The 15,391-nt window shown below is 55.6% G+C and carries 8 protein-coding genes and 1 pseudogene; all 9 read left to right on the top strand.

Features of this window, described 5'->3' with window-relative positions; all coding sequences use genetic code 11:
• Positions 1–7 precede the first annotated feature (7 nt).
• The 9 genes and pseudogenes from PT279_RS05875 (at position 8) to PT279_RS05835 (ending at position 15,390) form a co-directional block, all read left to right on the top strand.
• Positions 8–940: a hypothetical protein gene (locus tag PT279_RS05875; RefSeq protein WP_277166467.1), complete on the top strand. Its 933-nt coding sequence runs from the start codon at positions 8–10 to the stop codon at positions 938–940.
• A gap of 222 nt (positions 941–1,162) precedes the next feature.
• Positions 1,163–2,626, top strand: coding sequence for an RNA polymerase sigma factor (locus tag PT279_RS05870; RefSeq protein WP_277166466.1), 1,464 nt, complete (start codon positions 1,163–1,165; stop codon positions 2,624–2,626).
• Between the two features lie 248 nt (positions 2,627–2,874).
• Positions 2,875–5,334: a DNA topoisomerase IV subunit B gene (locus PT279_RS05865; protein ID WP_277166465.1), complete on the top strand. Its 2,460-nt coding sequence runs from the start codon at positions 2,875–2,877 to the stop codon at positions 5,332–5,334.
• A 259-nt stretch (positions 5,335–5,593) separates the two neighbouring features.
• Positions 5,594–6,859 (top strand): MFS transporter, encoded by a 1,266-nt coding sequence (locus PT279_RS05860; RefSeq protein WP_277166464.1) that lies wholly within the window; start codon positions 5,594–5,596, stop codon positions 6,857–6,859.
• A gap of 54 nt (positions 6,860–6,913) precedes the next feature.
• A pseudogene (locus tag PT279_RS05855) lies at positions 6,914–10,399 on the top strand (DEAD/DEAH box helicase); the annotation flags it as partial.
• A gap of 1,937 nt (positions 10,400–12,336) precedes the next feature.
• The gene (locus PT279_RS05850) at positions 12,337–13,035 is read left to right on the top strand and encodes a lantibiotic protection ABC transporter ATP-binding protein (protein WP_277166462.1); all 699 of its coding nucleotides are present in this window, start codon (positions 12,337–12,339) and stop codon (positions 13,033–13,035) included.
• Entirely contained in the window at positions 13,032–13,856 is an 825-nt protein-coding gene (locus PT279_RS05845; RefSeq protein WP_277166461.1) for an ABC transporter permease, read from the top strand. Before PT279_RS05850 ends, PT279_RS05845 begins: the two co-directional genes overlap by 4 nt.
• Positions 13,853–14,680 (top strand): ABC transporter permease, encoded by an 828-nt coding sequence (locus PT279_RS05840; protein ID WP_277166460.1) that lies wholly within the window; start codon positions 13,853–13,855, stop codon positions 14,678–14,680. Before PT279_RS05845 ends, PT279_RS05840 begins: the two co-directional genes overlap by 4 nt.
• Positions 14,677–15,390: a response regulator transcription factor gene (locus PT279_RS05835; protein ID WP_277166459.1), complete on the top strand. Its 714-nt coding sequence runs from the start codon at positions 14,677–14,679 to the stop codon at positions 15,388–15,390. Before PT279_RS05840 ends, PT279_RS05835 begins: the two co-directional genes overlap by 4 nt.
• Position 15,391 lies beyond the last annotated feature (1 nt).

Here is a 15,391-nt window from a genome sequence, read left to right as displayed (position 1 = left end):
AGCAACCATGAGCAAGAAAACATCAACTCAGGCGACTGACAAGACATTGCAACGTCATCTTGCGGCAGGATCTTCGGATTCACACTCTCATCGTCCAGCGGGTGTCCGAAAAAAGCCGAATGCGACCAACGGTCCCGCTTGCCGCAGCAGGAGAGGCGTCAAACCCCGGAAGCGTTCGATGCCAGGCACGGCGGAGCATGCACCGGCATCAAGACCGGGCGAAAAGCAATCCCGGCATCGTTGCTGTGACGAGCCTGAACGGCAATTCGACCTGGATGGCATAGATGAGCACATCCTCGACGCCGCGATAGCGCAGCATGCCGCGGATGCCATCGAAGATTTGCAGGAAGAACCTCAAAACGCTCAACTGGAAGCATTGGCGCGACGATTGCAGCAGTGCAAAATGGAAAAAGGCATCGCGAAAGCGAACCGTGATTGGCTTGATGCCCCGTTCGGCGAGTGGAACGACAACCTTCGCCATGACGTGCATAGCATGTCGGAACCCCACGCGCTGGCGATCTGTGTGGCCATGGCGGACATGCTTTCCGCCCGTGATGCTCTGATCATGTCGCTGGTGGGGGCCACGAATGCGAAAATCGGAGTCAAGGCGATGCTTGATTTGGCCGCCGAACCACATGACCCGGCCAATGTCATCCGTCTTTACCGCTTGTTGGATGCCGCCTTCAACGACGCCGACGCCTCCCCGGATCTTGAACGCTGCGCCTGTGGAATCGACATGCTTGCCGACATGGCAGAGACGGTCTGTGGCCGTTTCGAAGTGCAGCCGTTGACCGTAGCGGCTTACGGATCATGGTGGGTGGGCAGCGACGATGCTCTCGACTATGCCCGTCAGGCACTTTGCCTGGATGAGCAATGTACGCTTGCGCGCATTATCTGTTCTGCGATCGACCAGGGTTTGCGTCCCGCATGGCGAATGTAGGATCTGAAAAAAGAATGGTCTTTGACCCTGGCTGAGCAGAAACCCGATTAAAACAAAAGCGGATGGACATTCCCGTATGTTTTGACGAAGTCATTTGTTGTCAATGGGAATAATCGTCCTTGTTTGATGGTTGACTTTTATAGTCACAAAAATTGTAATGTGGTGGATTCGCGTCGCTTTACAGGCGTGGAAATGTTTTTCATTCACTTGAGGAGGGTTCGTTTGGCCAAGAAGGAACAGGCAACAACCGTAGAGTCTGAGCAAAGCGAGGAGACCGAAGTCACTCGTAAGTCGAAGGCCACCCGTTCGTCTTCTTCAACGACTACGCGTAAGGTGACAGCCAAAACGAAGAAAGCCAAGAAAACCACCGCTGCGAAAAAAACGTCGAAAAAGGCGAAGAAGGACGAAGAAATAACCGAGGAAAAGCTTGATATCACTGATATCGAAAAGGATTCCGAGGATATTTCGGACGATGAGGAACTTCAGGATGCCGATCTCGATGACGTCGACGATGTAACGGAAGTCGACGACGATGAGGATTTCGACGATCTGACCGATGATTCCTCCACTTTGCCCGAAAGCGACGAGGACGAGACCTCCGAACCCGACGACGACGATGAGGATGAGGACGACGATGACAGCGCCGCTTCCCATCGCAAGGCCGCCGAGCTGCCAAAGGCCAAGGGCGCTTTCGTCGTCAGCAACAATGACGACGACGATGACAATCTGACGCCTTCCGGCAATCCTAAGCGCCGTGTGGTAGCTGCGGGTGCGACCGCCGATCCCGTCAAGGATTACCTGAAGCAGATCGGCCGTGTAAGCCTTTTGAACGCGGAGCAGGAAGTCGACCTTTCCGAGCGCATCGAGGCCGGGCTTTATGCCCAGCATCTGCTCGATACCGAGAGCGAGGGCATGGACTTCAAGCGCAAGCGCGAGCTCAAGTGGGCCGCGAACGATGGCAAGAAGGCCAAGGACCACCTGCTGGAGGCCAACCTTCGTCTGGTCGTCTCTCTGGCCAAACGCTACACCGGTCGTGGCATGCTCTTCCTCGATTTGATTCAGGAAGGCAACTTGGGCCTCATTCGCGCTGTCGAGAAGTTCGACTGGAAAAAGGGCTTCAAGTTCTCCACCTACGCCACTTGGTGGATTCGCCAGGCTATCACCCGCGCCATGGCCGACCAGGCCCGCACGATTCGTGTACCCGTCCATATGGTCGAGGTCATCAACAAGCTTTCCCGCGTGCAGCGTCAGATGCTGCAGGATCTGGGCCGTGAGCCCACGCCCGACGAGTTGGCCCGCGAGCTCGACATGCCTGTCGAGAAGGTGCAGGAAGTGCAGAAGTACGGTCGTGAGCCGATTTCGCTGCACACCCCGCTCGGCGAGGACGGCGATTCGGAATTCGGAGACCTTATCGAAGACACGGACGCAATCGCGCCTTCCGAAGCCGTTGCGTTCTCGCTGTTGCAGGAACAGTTCAAGCAGGTGCTCGAGACGCTTTCACCTCGAGAAGCGGGCGTCATCAAGATGCGTTATGGCCTTGAAGACGGCCAGCCCAAGACCTTGGACGATATCGGTCGCGTCTATGGGGTCACTCGTGAACGCATCCGTCAGATCGAATCCAAGACCATGTCGAAGCTGCGCCACCCGTCTCGTTCGCAGACGCTGCGTGACTTCCTCGATCAGTGATTGCATTCCAGTGCCCGTCGCTTTTGTGCGGCGGGTTTTCCGTATCTGATGGTTCATGATAAAAGAACTGGCGGATTTTGGTATTCGGCTTTCCATATCATCTTGCTGCGTAAGTAAGCGAGACGATGGAGGTTCTTACCCCGACCTTCTGGTGGGTTATTTGAAGCACAGTTGGCGAGGCTGTTGGGTATGGTGATAATTCGTGGCTAAAAGCTTGAGACTCATTTGTAAGGTAGGTAGAGAAGCCAATGGTTGAGGAATACAGTGCCAAGAACCTGTCCGTGCTGGAAGGGCTCGACGCCGTGCGCAAGCGCCCTGGCATGTATATCGGCACCACCGACAGCCAAGGGCTCATGCACTGCCTGTGGGAGATCATCGACAACTCCGTCGATGAGGCGCTCGCCGGTGCCTGCGACAAGATCGTGGTCACCCTGCACACCGACGGTTCCATCGAAGTGGCCGACAATGGCCGTGGTATCCCGGTGGACGTCGAAAAGAAGACCAAGCTCACCGGTGTCGAAGTCGTCTTGACCAAGCTGCATGCCGGTGCGAAATTCGGCAATTCCTCCTACGGCGCTTCCGGTGGCCTGCACGGCGTCGGCTCCTCGGTGGTCAACGCGTTGAGTTCACGCTTGGACGTCGAGGTCGACCGTAACGGAAAGACCTACCATATGGCCTTCCATCAGGGCCATCCCGGGGTTTACGATGACCCGGATACCGAACACCGTTCGCCTGACAACAAATTCAAGAAGACCCGTAAAGGCAAGCCCACTGACCTCGAGGTCATCGGCAAGGTGACGCCCAAGACCACCGGTACCCGCATCCGCTATTGGGCCGACCCGGAGATTTTCAACGACACCGCCCATTTCAGCTACGAGCAGCTCATCGACCGCGTGCGACAGACCAGCTTCCTGGTTCCGGGATTGAAGATTGTGGTCATCGACGAGAACATCCCTGAAACCGGCGATGCCGCGGTTGATGACATGTTCGAGGTCGACACACCACAGCCGGAGGAGCCTTCCAACGGTAACGGGGTGGGCGGTGTGGATGCTGCTGAGGCTTCTCAGGCGCCTACACTGGCTTCTGCCTTCGATGATGACGATGATTCTGAGGCTCCATTCGATAATTCCGAAAATGATAATACGGAGTTATCGGAAGATAATGATGACAAGACCAACGCGGCTGATGACAAATCCGAGATTCCACAAGCCGATGACGATCATTTATCCGATAAAACTCAAGACGACCGCGATAGCGGCAATGATACGCAAGCCAATGCCTCGCTGAACGTCGAAACCGATGGAGCGCCGGAACGCCCCCACAAGCGCGTCGAAGAGTTCCTGCATACCGGCGGCGTCAAGGATTTCGTCGACTTCCTCTCCCACGGTGAGCCCGTTTCGACCGTCTGGAGCATCTCCGGCGACGCCACCTATACCGAGGAGACACAGGCGGTCGACGCCGATGGCGACCTGCACGCCGAAAAGATCAAGCGCGACTGCTCGGTCAATATCGCCCTCCGGTGGGTCAACGGTTATGACATCACCATCCGCAGTTTCGTCAACGTGGTGGAGACTCCTGGCGGCGGCATGCACGTCGATGGATTCCTTCAAAGCATCACCAAGCAGGTGCGCAAGGCCGTCGAGGCTAACGCCCGCAAGCTCAAGGTCAATCTCAAAGACAGTAAAAACAAGGTCGAACGCGATGACATCCTCGCCGGCCTTGTCGCCGTGGTCACCGTGCGCATCGCTGAACCGCAGTTCCAAGGTCAGACCAAGGACGTGCTCGGCACGGCTCCGGTGCGTCCGATCGTTTCCAGAATGACCGACAAGCAGTTCGGCGAGATGATCAACGGGTCGCGGCGTGGCTTCAAGGAACAGTCCGGGCGAGTCCTGGAGAAAATTGTCGGCGAGATGCACGCCCGTATTCAGGCGCGCAAGACCAAAGAGGTCACCCGCCGCAAGAACGCGCTCGAATCCGCCTCCATGCCAGCCAAGCTCTCCGACTGCCAGCCGGGCAACGACGACGTGGCAGAACTGTTCATCGTCGAGGGCGATTCCGCACTCGGCACCGCCAAGGCCGCACGCAATTCGGGCTTCCAGGCACTGCTGCCGATCCGCGGCAAGATCTTGAACGTGCAAAAGGCCAGCATGACCCAGATCCTGGCCAATAAGGAATGCTCCGCGATCATCCAGGTCATCGGTGCAGGCTCAGGCGCGAATTTCGACGTCACGCAGACCCGCTATGACAAGGTCATCATGATGACCGATGCCGACGTCGACGGCGCGCATATTCGCATCCTTCTGCTGACACTGTTCTATCGGTTCATGCGCCCACTCATCTCGCACGGCCATGTCTACGCCGCCGTCCCGCCGCTGCACCGCATTGCGCTCGCCGGCAAGCACAAGGGCGAGTTCATCTACACCTATTCCGACGACGAACTGGCCGGAAAGCTCGCCGAACTCGACAAGAAAGGCATTGCCTACAATCCCGACGTGCAGCGTTACAAGGGCTTGGGAGAGATGGACGCCGACCAGCTGGCCGACACCACCATGGACCCGCGCACCCGCATGCTCCGTCGCATCTCGATGGAGGAGGCGGAGGACGCCAGTGGCATCTTCACCTTGCTGATGGGTGACGAGGTGCCCCCACGCCGCCAGTTCATCGTGGAGAATGCCGACGATTTCGACCGCACCAAGATCGACACCTGATAGCGATTTCAATATCTACTTGCCTATAGCCTAAGAATAAGGTTATAGGCAAGTTTTATGCGCGAGCCATGCGTCATAGTTGGAACAGGTTGGATTCGCACATTTCCGTTGTTGCGGCGGTATTCCGTATCATAAGACATCGGCGTTTCGTTTTTGTCTTTTCGTCCCCACCGGTATGAGAGAATGAAAACGTTGTCTTTGGCCCGCGGTTCGGCGTCGCCTGAGTCAAGAGCCATTGTCATGACCCAAAGGAGTCATCGTGACCAATCTGTTGCTGGCCGTCATTTATCTGGCGTTCATTTCGTTGGGCTTGCCTGATTCGTTGCTCGGTGCCGCGTGGCCCAGTATGCGGCCGCAAATGGGCGTGCCGCTTTCCTGGGTCGGCGGCATCTCGATGATCATTTCCGGGGGCACCATCGTCTCTGCGCTGCTTTCCGACCGCATGACCCTGTGCTTTGGCACCGGCAAATTGACCGCCGCTTCGGTCGGCTTGACCGCAGTGGCGCTTTTCGGTTTCTCCGTGGCACCCAACTACTGGGTGCTCGCCCTGATCGCGATTCCTTACGGCCTCGGCGCCGGCGGCGTGGATGCGGCACTCAACAACTACGTCGCCATCCACTACGCCAGCCGGCACATGAGCTGGCTGCACTGCATGTGGGGCGTCGGCGCCTCGGTGGGGCCCTACATCATGGGATTCGCGCTTTCCAACGGGCAGGGCTGGCCGTGGGGGTATCGCTACATCTCGATTATTCAAATCGTGCTCACCGCCATCATCGTCTTCTCGCTGCCGTTGTGGAAAAACCGCAATGATGTGCCGGCGGCAACTTCCGACCAGAGTGAGGATAAAACCCCGGTCGATGAGGTCGAGGCCGTTTCTGAGGTCGAAGCCGAAACCAAGGCCGAGAGCAAAGCAGAGGCTGAGCCCAAGCCAGCCAAACCGCTGGGCGTGCGCGGGGTGCTCGCCATCCGCGGTGCCAAAGAGATCCTGGTGATGTTCTTCTGCTATTGCGCCATCGAAACCACTTCGGGCCTCTGGGCGTCAAGCTACATGGTCGGCCACGACGGCATCAGCAAAGTCACTGCCGCGAGCCTCGCGAGCCTGTTTTATTTGGGCATTACGGCAGGCCGTGCGTTGAGCGGGTTTATGACGATGAAATTCGATGACCCCACGATGATTCGCATTGGTCAAGCCGTTCTGGGCCTGGGGATCATCGTTATGCTCATTCCATTGCCTGGGCATGTGGCCACAGTCGCCGGCCTGATTATGATTGGTTTGGGGTGCGCGCCGATTTATCCTTGCGTCATCCATTCCACGCCGGCCTATTTCGGTGCGGAGCGCTCGCAGGCGATTGTCGGGGTGCAGATGGCTTGCGCCTACGCCGGTTCCATGATTATGCCTCCTGTGTTCGGCCTGATCGCGCAGCATATTTCGATAGCCCTGTACCCGTGGTATCTGTTGGTATTGCTGGTGCTTATGGTGGTCATGCATGAGTTGCTGCGGCGCAAGGTGAGTCGTCAAGGTTGATGGTCAACTGACGACCGATTACCGACGTCGTGAGGCGTTGCGATAATCGAACATATGTACGAATGTCTGGATTTGTTTTCATCGCCTACTGCGGCGTGGTTCAGACATGCGTTCGCTGCGCCTACCGATGCCCAGCAAGAGGCTTGGCCACATATCAAAGCCAAGGAAAATGTCTTGGTGGTCGCGCCTACCGGTTCCGGCAAGACCTTGGCCGCTTTCCTTTCGGCCATTGACGGGTTGATTGGTGAGCAATTATCGCAAGATGATGAATCGGCGAATCAATCCAAAAGGCCACGCAAGTCCGCTGGGCAATCGGGTCGGGCTAATGGGACTGGTGAACCTCACAAACCGGGGGCAAAGTCCAAGCAAGGCAAGTCCGGCAAGCCGGGTGTCAAAGTACTTTATATTTCACCGTTGAAGGCGCTGGGAGCCGACGTTGAACGCAACTTGAGGGTTCCGCTGGAAGGCATAGCTGCGCAGTGCGTTGTGCAAGGTGCAAAACCGCCTGACATCGACGTCGCGATTCGTTCGGGGGATACCACGGCCAAGGAACGCCGCCGCATCGCCACGCATCCGCCGGATATCTTGATTACCACACCTGAATCACTGTATCTGCTGTTGACGTCTCAAGTTCGTCGCATCCTGAAAGGCGTTGAAACCGTCATCATCGACGAGGTACATGCGCTCGCGGCCACCAAACGTGGAGCGCACTTGGCGTTGAGCCTTGAACGACTCGATTTGTTAACCAGCCGGAAGGTGCAGCGTATCGGGCTTTCGGCTACGGTCAACCCGCCGAAGGAAGCCGCATTTTTCTTGGGCGGCGACCAGCCGGTAACGATTGTCGATGCTACCGACCCGGTACACATGGACCTGAAAATCGTCGAACCGGTTGCAGATATGGGCGCGTTGGGCGCATCATCCGACGATGAAGGTGGGTTCCATGTAGGCGGAGTCAACGGAGAAACAAGAACGCCTGCGATAGGCACTGCAAGTGGGAGAGATGTTGGTCCTCGCCATATCAGCGGTGTCACCCCTGCCATGCGCGCCTTGGCTGAAACCCGTGAAAATTCTATCGACCGTCATTCGAATACTGACGATACATTCAAAAATTCGAATTCTTCGGCCAAACGCGGCGACTATTCCTCGCCGACTGCCTCCGCCTCGCATTCCATCTGGCCGGCGGTCGAGCGCAGCATTCTTGATGAAATCCTGAGCCATCACAGCACGCTGGTATTCGTCAATTCTCGCGGGCTGGCCGAGCGATTGACCGCGCGTATCAATGACTTGTACGCCGAAACCGAATGCGGAGTCGAAATCAACAATCGTTCCTACGGAGATGGTAAACATTACGATTCCGTAGTCGGTTCCTCCACATCGCTTGTTGGCTCACACCCCAAAGGCGAAACCATCGCGATGGCCCACCACGGTTCCGTTTCCAAAGAACGCCGCAAGGTCATCGAAGACGATCTGAAGCACGGCCGCTTGCGATGCGTGGTCGCTACGAGCAGTCTGGAACTGGGTATCGATATGGGTTCGGTCGATATGGTGATACAGGTCGCGCCGCCTCTTTCCATTTCTTCCGGTCTGCAACGTGTCGGCAGGGCCGACCATCGTGTCGGTGGGGTCTCGCACGCACTGCTCTATCCGTTGACCCGTCAGGAATTGATTACTTCCACGGCGACTGTGGAGGGCATGAGGCGCAGCGAGATCGAACCGTTGGCCGTGCGTCACAATCCGCTTGATATCCTTGCCCAGCAGACGGTTGCCGCTGCGGCGATGGATGATCTCAAAATCGACGATTGGTATACGGCTGTGCGTCGCACCACACCGTTCGCCACGCTTTCGCGCGACATGTTCGACAATGTCATCGGCATGCTGACCGGTGCCTACAATTCCGAGGAATTCTCGGCTTTTCGCCCCCCGCTGCAACTCAATACCGAACAAGGCATTATCTCTGCTCGTCCAGGAGCCCAGCGTTTGGCCGTCACCAGCGGAGGTACGATTCCCGACCGGGGCACCTACACTGTCGTCCTGCCCGAAGCCGATGCCGGATCGGGCCGCAAAAAGGTGGGGGAGCTGGACGAGGAGATGGTCTATGAATCCCGTGTCGGCGATGTCATCACGCTCGGCACCTCCACATGGCAGATTGATGAGATCACCAACAACCGTGTGGTGGTCACGCCGGCTCCAGGCCGCACCGCGCGGCTGCCGTTCTGGCACGGGGAGGGACCCGGACGTGACGCAGGTTTCGGCGCATTGTTGGGCGCATTCGTTCGTGAAATTGGCAATGGCCTGATACCGGCGTCATCGTATGCTTCGGATATATCGCAATCTGATAATGACAATGCCGAGCCGCATTTTGATGCCACCACTGAGCAACGCTTGTGTGATAATGGTTTAGACGATAACGGCAGAGCCAATCTTGCCCGTTTGCTCTCCGAACAAAAGGCCGCCACCGGTGCGTTGCCGACGGATAAAACCATCATCATCGAGCGTTGTCAGGATGAAGAAGGCGACTGGCGGATTATCCTGCATTCGCCGTATGGCCGTCGTGTCCACGAGCCATGGGCGCTCGCCATCACCAACCGGCTCAAACGCAAATACGGTTTTGATGGGCAAACCTATGCCACCGATGACGGCATTGTGGTGCGATTGCCTGAGCAGGATAGCCACGTCAGTGCTGCTGAACTTTTTCAGTTCGACGCTGATGAATTGATGCGCGATGTGGAGGAGGAAATCGGCGATTCAGTGCTGTTTGCAACCCGTTTCCGTGAATGTGCCGCTCGCTCGCTGTACATGCCGAGGATGAATCCTGGCAAGCGCGTGCCGCTGTGGCAACAGCGTCTTCGGGCTTCGGAGCTTCTGGCTGCGGCCAAGACCCAGCATAATTTTCCGCTGGTTCTGGAGACCGCCCGCGAATGCCTACAGGATGTCTATGATTTGCCTGCTTTGAAGCGACTCATGACCGATATCGATAACGGCAAAATTGAGGTCAAGGATATCGAGACGCAAAGTCCGTCTCCGTTCGCGCAGAACCTGTTGTTTGGTTTTGTCGGTTCGGTGATGTACGAATATGATTCCCCGCAGGCCGAGCGTCGTGCCTCGCTCTTGGCGATGGATCCGGAAGTTTTGGAAGAGCTTTTGGGAAGCGGTCATATCGCAGATGTGCTCGATCCGAAAGCCATCAAACAAGTCGAAGAGGAACTGAGTCGTCGGCAGTTCTGGAACGAGCTGGAACCTGATGATGTCGATGGCAGAATGGTGCGCTTTGCCAAGACGCACGGACCGTTTACTGCGGATCAGGCCGTGAAGGAACTCGGCTTGGATGCGGCTACGGTGGTTCACGAACTCGATGATCTGAAGGCCCGCGGCGTGCTCATGACCGGCGAGTTCGCCAAGGATCTGCCAAGTCCGCAATATCTGCACCGTGAAGTGTTCCGTCGTATTCGTTCGCGTTCGCAGACGTTGACCCGCAAATCTCTGAAACCCGTAAATCCAGAGACCTACCAATCATGGCTTCTGGTTCGACAGGGGATAGGTACGAAATCCGGCAGCACCGCTTTCCGGCACAGCTCGCCTGATGATCGCCATTTTACTGGTGACGTGGTTTCAACAGAAGATGAGCCAATAGAAGATGCGTCGGCAGATTCTCAAACGACGTGGCCGCGTTTTACCGGAACCGATGGTCTGTTGCGTGTCATTGAGCAGTTGGAAGGCATGCCTCTGCCTGCGGCGATGTGGGAGTCGTCGATATTCCCTGCCAGAGTCTCGGATTTCACCCCAGCTATGCTCGATGAGCTGCTTTCGTCAGGTGAGATTATTTGGGTGGGTTCCAAGGATGCCGCCACGGATGACGAAAATCTCAACACTTCTTTGAAACCGGGCAAAATAGCGTTCTATCTTTCGGATTCGCCATTGCTTGCGGGTATTGGCGACACTGATTCAATCTCGGAGCAGTCTGGTTCGCAAGCCACTGCACAGTCAATGGCGGCGGGGATGGGCAATGGGCGAAACAGCGATGGACAACTGTCGGAAACTCAATATTCGAAGATTCCTGTGGCTGATACTCAATCGGGTAAGCATTCTGTTCAACTCGATTCGTTTACGAAGATGGAGGATGATTCACCTGATAACGGCATGATGTCGTTGCTGTCTCTTGGTGGTTCGTATCGCGGCGAGCAGCTTGAGGAGCGCTGGCGTGCTAATGGAGGCCAGAAACCGCAAGAGGTCGTGGATCCGTTGACCGGCGAGGTTCGTGTGTCTTCATTCGGCGATTCAGGCTTCGAACGAGAACTTTGGTCGCTGGTATGGCAGGGCAAGGTAACCAATTCGTCGTTTGCTGCCGTTCGAGCTTTGCTGCAGAACGGGAATGGCGCGAGGGCTGCCAGTCGTTCGCATGCAAGAACGTCGTTGAACCGTCACCGCCTATATGGCCGCGCGCGGGTCGAGCGGCGTCCGCAATTGCCAGGGACTTTGGCCGGCTTGTGGTCGGCGTTGCCGAAGCCTCAGGACATGCGGCCGGAACAGCGTGCCATCGCACAGATCGAAACGTTTATCGACCGTTATGGCATCATTGCGCCGCCGCTGATGGATATGGATTCGGGAGCTTTAAGTTTTTCAGATATCTATCCCGTCTTGAAACAGATGGAAGCCACCGGAACGTTGATCCGTGGAATGTTCGTCCATGGTCTGTCGGCGGTCCAATTTGCGGAACGCACCACAATTGACCAGTTGCGTCAATGGCGTACGAAGGATGCTCCGCTAGCGGTCGCGCTGGATGCTGCCGACCCGGCCAGTCTCGCCGGTGGTGCCGTTCCGTGGCCGTTATTAAACACGTCCGACGATACGGTCGGTATCACCCGAAACGGCAGTGCCAAAACCGATCAGGAAAATGATTCAGTTGCTGCCCAATCTGCCGACACTGATGATATTGAAGAGATTAGAGATTCACAAGTCGATGAAGGAAGACGTGATCTAAGCAAGTCGTCGGTTCCGTCAAACGATAGCCTGCTCGCCAGTACTAGTGTCGGAGCCACGCTTAAGCGTGGAAAACCGGTGCAACCCATGCGCAAGGTCGGTTCCATGGTCATCTTTATCGAGGGCAAGCCGATACTCTATGCCATTCCATCCAGTCACCATCTGCTGTGTTTCAAGGCCACCGATTTCGAACTGCAACGTGCCATCACCCAGCTGGCCGATACCCTGCGCTCGCAATATGAATCCGGTCGACGAACCGGCAACAAGCACGGCAGCGTCACCTTCCGCGATGTCAACGGTGGGCAGTTAACCGCTTTGAGCCATTACGCGCAACTGTTGCGTACCGCCGGCTTCACCCCGTCCCCGCAAGGAATGAAACTTTATCGATAGTGCAAAGTCTTGATAGCTGGACTTTGCTCATCTTAATACTTCTTTATTTTCGCCTTTTAGACTGAAATTGACCGATAAAAGAACGGTATTTTCGCTAAAAGGAGGGAACAATGTCTCGACTGAAGTTGCAAACCGTGGGCTTGAGCAAACGGTTCGGTTCGCAGATGGCTGTGAATGAAGTAAATCTTCATGTCAATGAGGGCGAAGTCTACGGTCTGTTGGGGCCAAACGGCGCAGGCAAATCGACCACGTTGAAAATAATGACTGGCATGCTGTATCCGAGTGGAGGGGAAATTCTCGTTGATGGCCATCCTTGGTCACGTCATGATTTGTACCATATCGGAGCGCTCATCGAGGAGCCACCCCTGTATCCGAACCTCACCGCTCAAGAGAACCTACGAGTGAGGACTCTTCTACTGGGATTGCCTGACGCTCGCATCGCGGAAGTTCTTTCGATCGTCGGTCTGCCTGATACCGGTGGCAAACGGTCTGGCCAGTTCTCCATGGGGATGAAGCAGCGGCTTGGCATCGCCTGTGCTCTGTTAGCCAATCCAGGGCTGCTGATTCTCGATGAGCCCACCAATGGTTTGGATCCCATAGGCATCGAAGAGTTGCGAAGGCTTATCCGAATGTTGCCGCATCAAGGAATCACGGTCATTATTTCAAGCCATATCCTCTCGGAAATCGCTCAGGTGGCCAATTGCATCGGTATCATTGCCAACGGGCGGCTGGCCTATGAAGACCGATTGGATAAGAACATCAACCTTGAAAAGCTCTTTATGGATGTCTGCAGGGAGACAAGTCGATGAACAATCTTCAACGTCAATCAAACTACCGCATCGATGTAAGACAAGTGCAAGATGCGATGAGCCCGAGCCGGTTGCCGTTTACCAGAATCTTGAAATCGGAAAACCTCAAAAGCCGACGTTCCCCCTGCCTTAAACTCGCCCTAATCATGCCGTTGCCGCTCGTGTTTCTCGGTTTGCTTATGGCCGTTTCGACTCCGAAAGCGCTCATGGCGACCTATGCATGGAATTATTGGGTGTTCCTGCTGTGCCCCATCATGCTTGTCCTTGTCTGCAGCACGACAGCCAATCTTGATCGCAAACAACGTCTGCGCACGGTATTGGCTCTTCCGATAAATCCCGCTCGGATTTGGTTGGCGAAATGCTGCCGAGTTGTCATGTTACTGGTTCTGTCCAATTTGGTGGTCTGGGTGCTTACTACGGTCTTTGGCTCGGCTTATGGGTTACAGGTCCCAAAACCTCTTCAGGGGCTGGCAGCAGTCTTCTGTAGTACTGTGATGCTTTCCTGTATGATTCCCGTCAGTTTATGGTTGACCACGTCTTTGGGCAATCTCGCAGGTATTGCCATTCCTTTTCTTATTGAATTGGTGGGCTCCGTTTTGGCCGGTGGGATATCTGTTTGGTGGCTTGTTCCTCCTTGCGGAATTATGCGTGTCATCGCCCCGCTGATCGGTGTGCTTCCAGATGGTAGTCCTATCACTGCCGGTGATCCGCTCAACTCGTTCGGCTTGTTCAATTGGCTGGCCTTATTGATGGCGCTGCTCATCGTAGCCGTGCTTATCGCTTTAACTGCTGGATGGTTTAGCCGCAGGGAGACGAAATGAGCCGGGGAAAGATGAGCCTGCTCAGGGCGATACATGCGGAATCGTTGAAAATGAAACGATCCATGCTGGTCTGGATTCATGTAGGGGCAGGTGTCGCGGCTGGAGTGCTTTGCGGGGCATATTTTGCGGTTGCTTCGTGGAATACCAGTTATGGCGCGGATGCTTTCGTGCAGGTTCTTGGTGCCGCCCTTCCGCTCATGGTGGGGTTGGTATGTGGTCTGGCGGTGGAAGCCGAACAGGACGCCGGGGGTATGGCTAATCTTTTGCAGCTGTCTTCACGCTGGATAGCATTGGCAGCGAAACTGCTCATGCTCGTGCTGTGGGGGCTGCTGGCACTTGCCCTAGCTGTGGGGCTGTTTGCGCTGATACTTCTGGCCGTTGGACGAAATCATCTGCCGGTGCAAGTCTGGATATTCGCTGTTTTTGGTCTTTTGCTTGGTTCGCTCAGTAGCTACCTGATTGCTTTGGGGCTGGCTCTGATAGGCGGGCGCAGCCTTGCCATCGGAATCGGCGCCTTGGGCACCCTCGTCGCTGTCATGTCTGTCGGAGGGGTGGCATATGGCTTGGTTGCCGGAAAACTGACGGCGGGACAATCCAGTGCGGTCATGTCGTGGGTACCTTTCACCTGGCCTACCAGATTCGCCAGTCTTGCCATTGAATATGGGATATCCGGTCAATATCACTTGGGGCAAGAGATTAGACGACAACTTGGCGCGGCTTTATATGTTAATCTGTGTGCATGCAGCGTGGTTACGGTTTCGTTTGCTACGCTTTTGCTGGTATGGATCAATTGTTTCGAAAATCGAAGAGGACGAAGCGTATGAACGCGCATGCAGATGATTCCGCGCATGCCCGGATATTGGTGGTTGATGATGAGCCGGCCATCACTGCCATGCTTTCCGCGATGTTGAGCAAGGAAGGTTATTACCCAACAACTATCAATGATTCGAGAAAAGTCAAAAATCTGGATTTGGAACATTTCGATGTGATGTTGATCGATGTGATGATGCCTCATTTGGACGGGTTTGACTTGGTAGGCCAAATTCGCGGTCGGGTGGACTGTCCGATCCTTTTCCTCACTGCGAAGACCAGCGAGCAGGATGCAGTGGAAGGGTATGGTTTGGGGGCGGACGACTATATCCGAAAGCCTTTCGGCAGAGCCGAGCTGATGGCCAAGATAGCCGCTCACATCAGATGCTATCGACACGAACATCATCGGGCGTTGATCGTTGGCCCATATCGATTTGATTTCATTACCGAAGCGTTGACCTATGCGGGTGACTCCGTACCGCTGACTGGTGCTGAATACCGGATTTGTGAATATCTGGCTCGCCATCGGTCGATGGTGGTGAGCAAACGGACGCTTGAGGAGATCCTATACAAGGAAACCGACCAACAGGATTCGTATCCATATAATGGTGGCGCGCAGGTGATTACCGTACATATCAGCAATATAAGAACGAAGTTTAAGCGATGGGACGTTGACCCGATTCGCACGGTAAGATCCAGCGGCTATCAATGGATAGGATGCTGAT

The organism is Bifidobacterium sp. ESL0784, from assembly GCF_029433295.1.
GTDB lineage: Bacteria > Actinomycetota > Actinomycetes > Actinomycetales > Bifidobacteriaceae > Bifidobacterium.
Note: the sequence above shows the minus strand (reverse complement) of the source record. Positions and strands in the feature narration are given on the sequence as shown.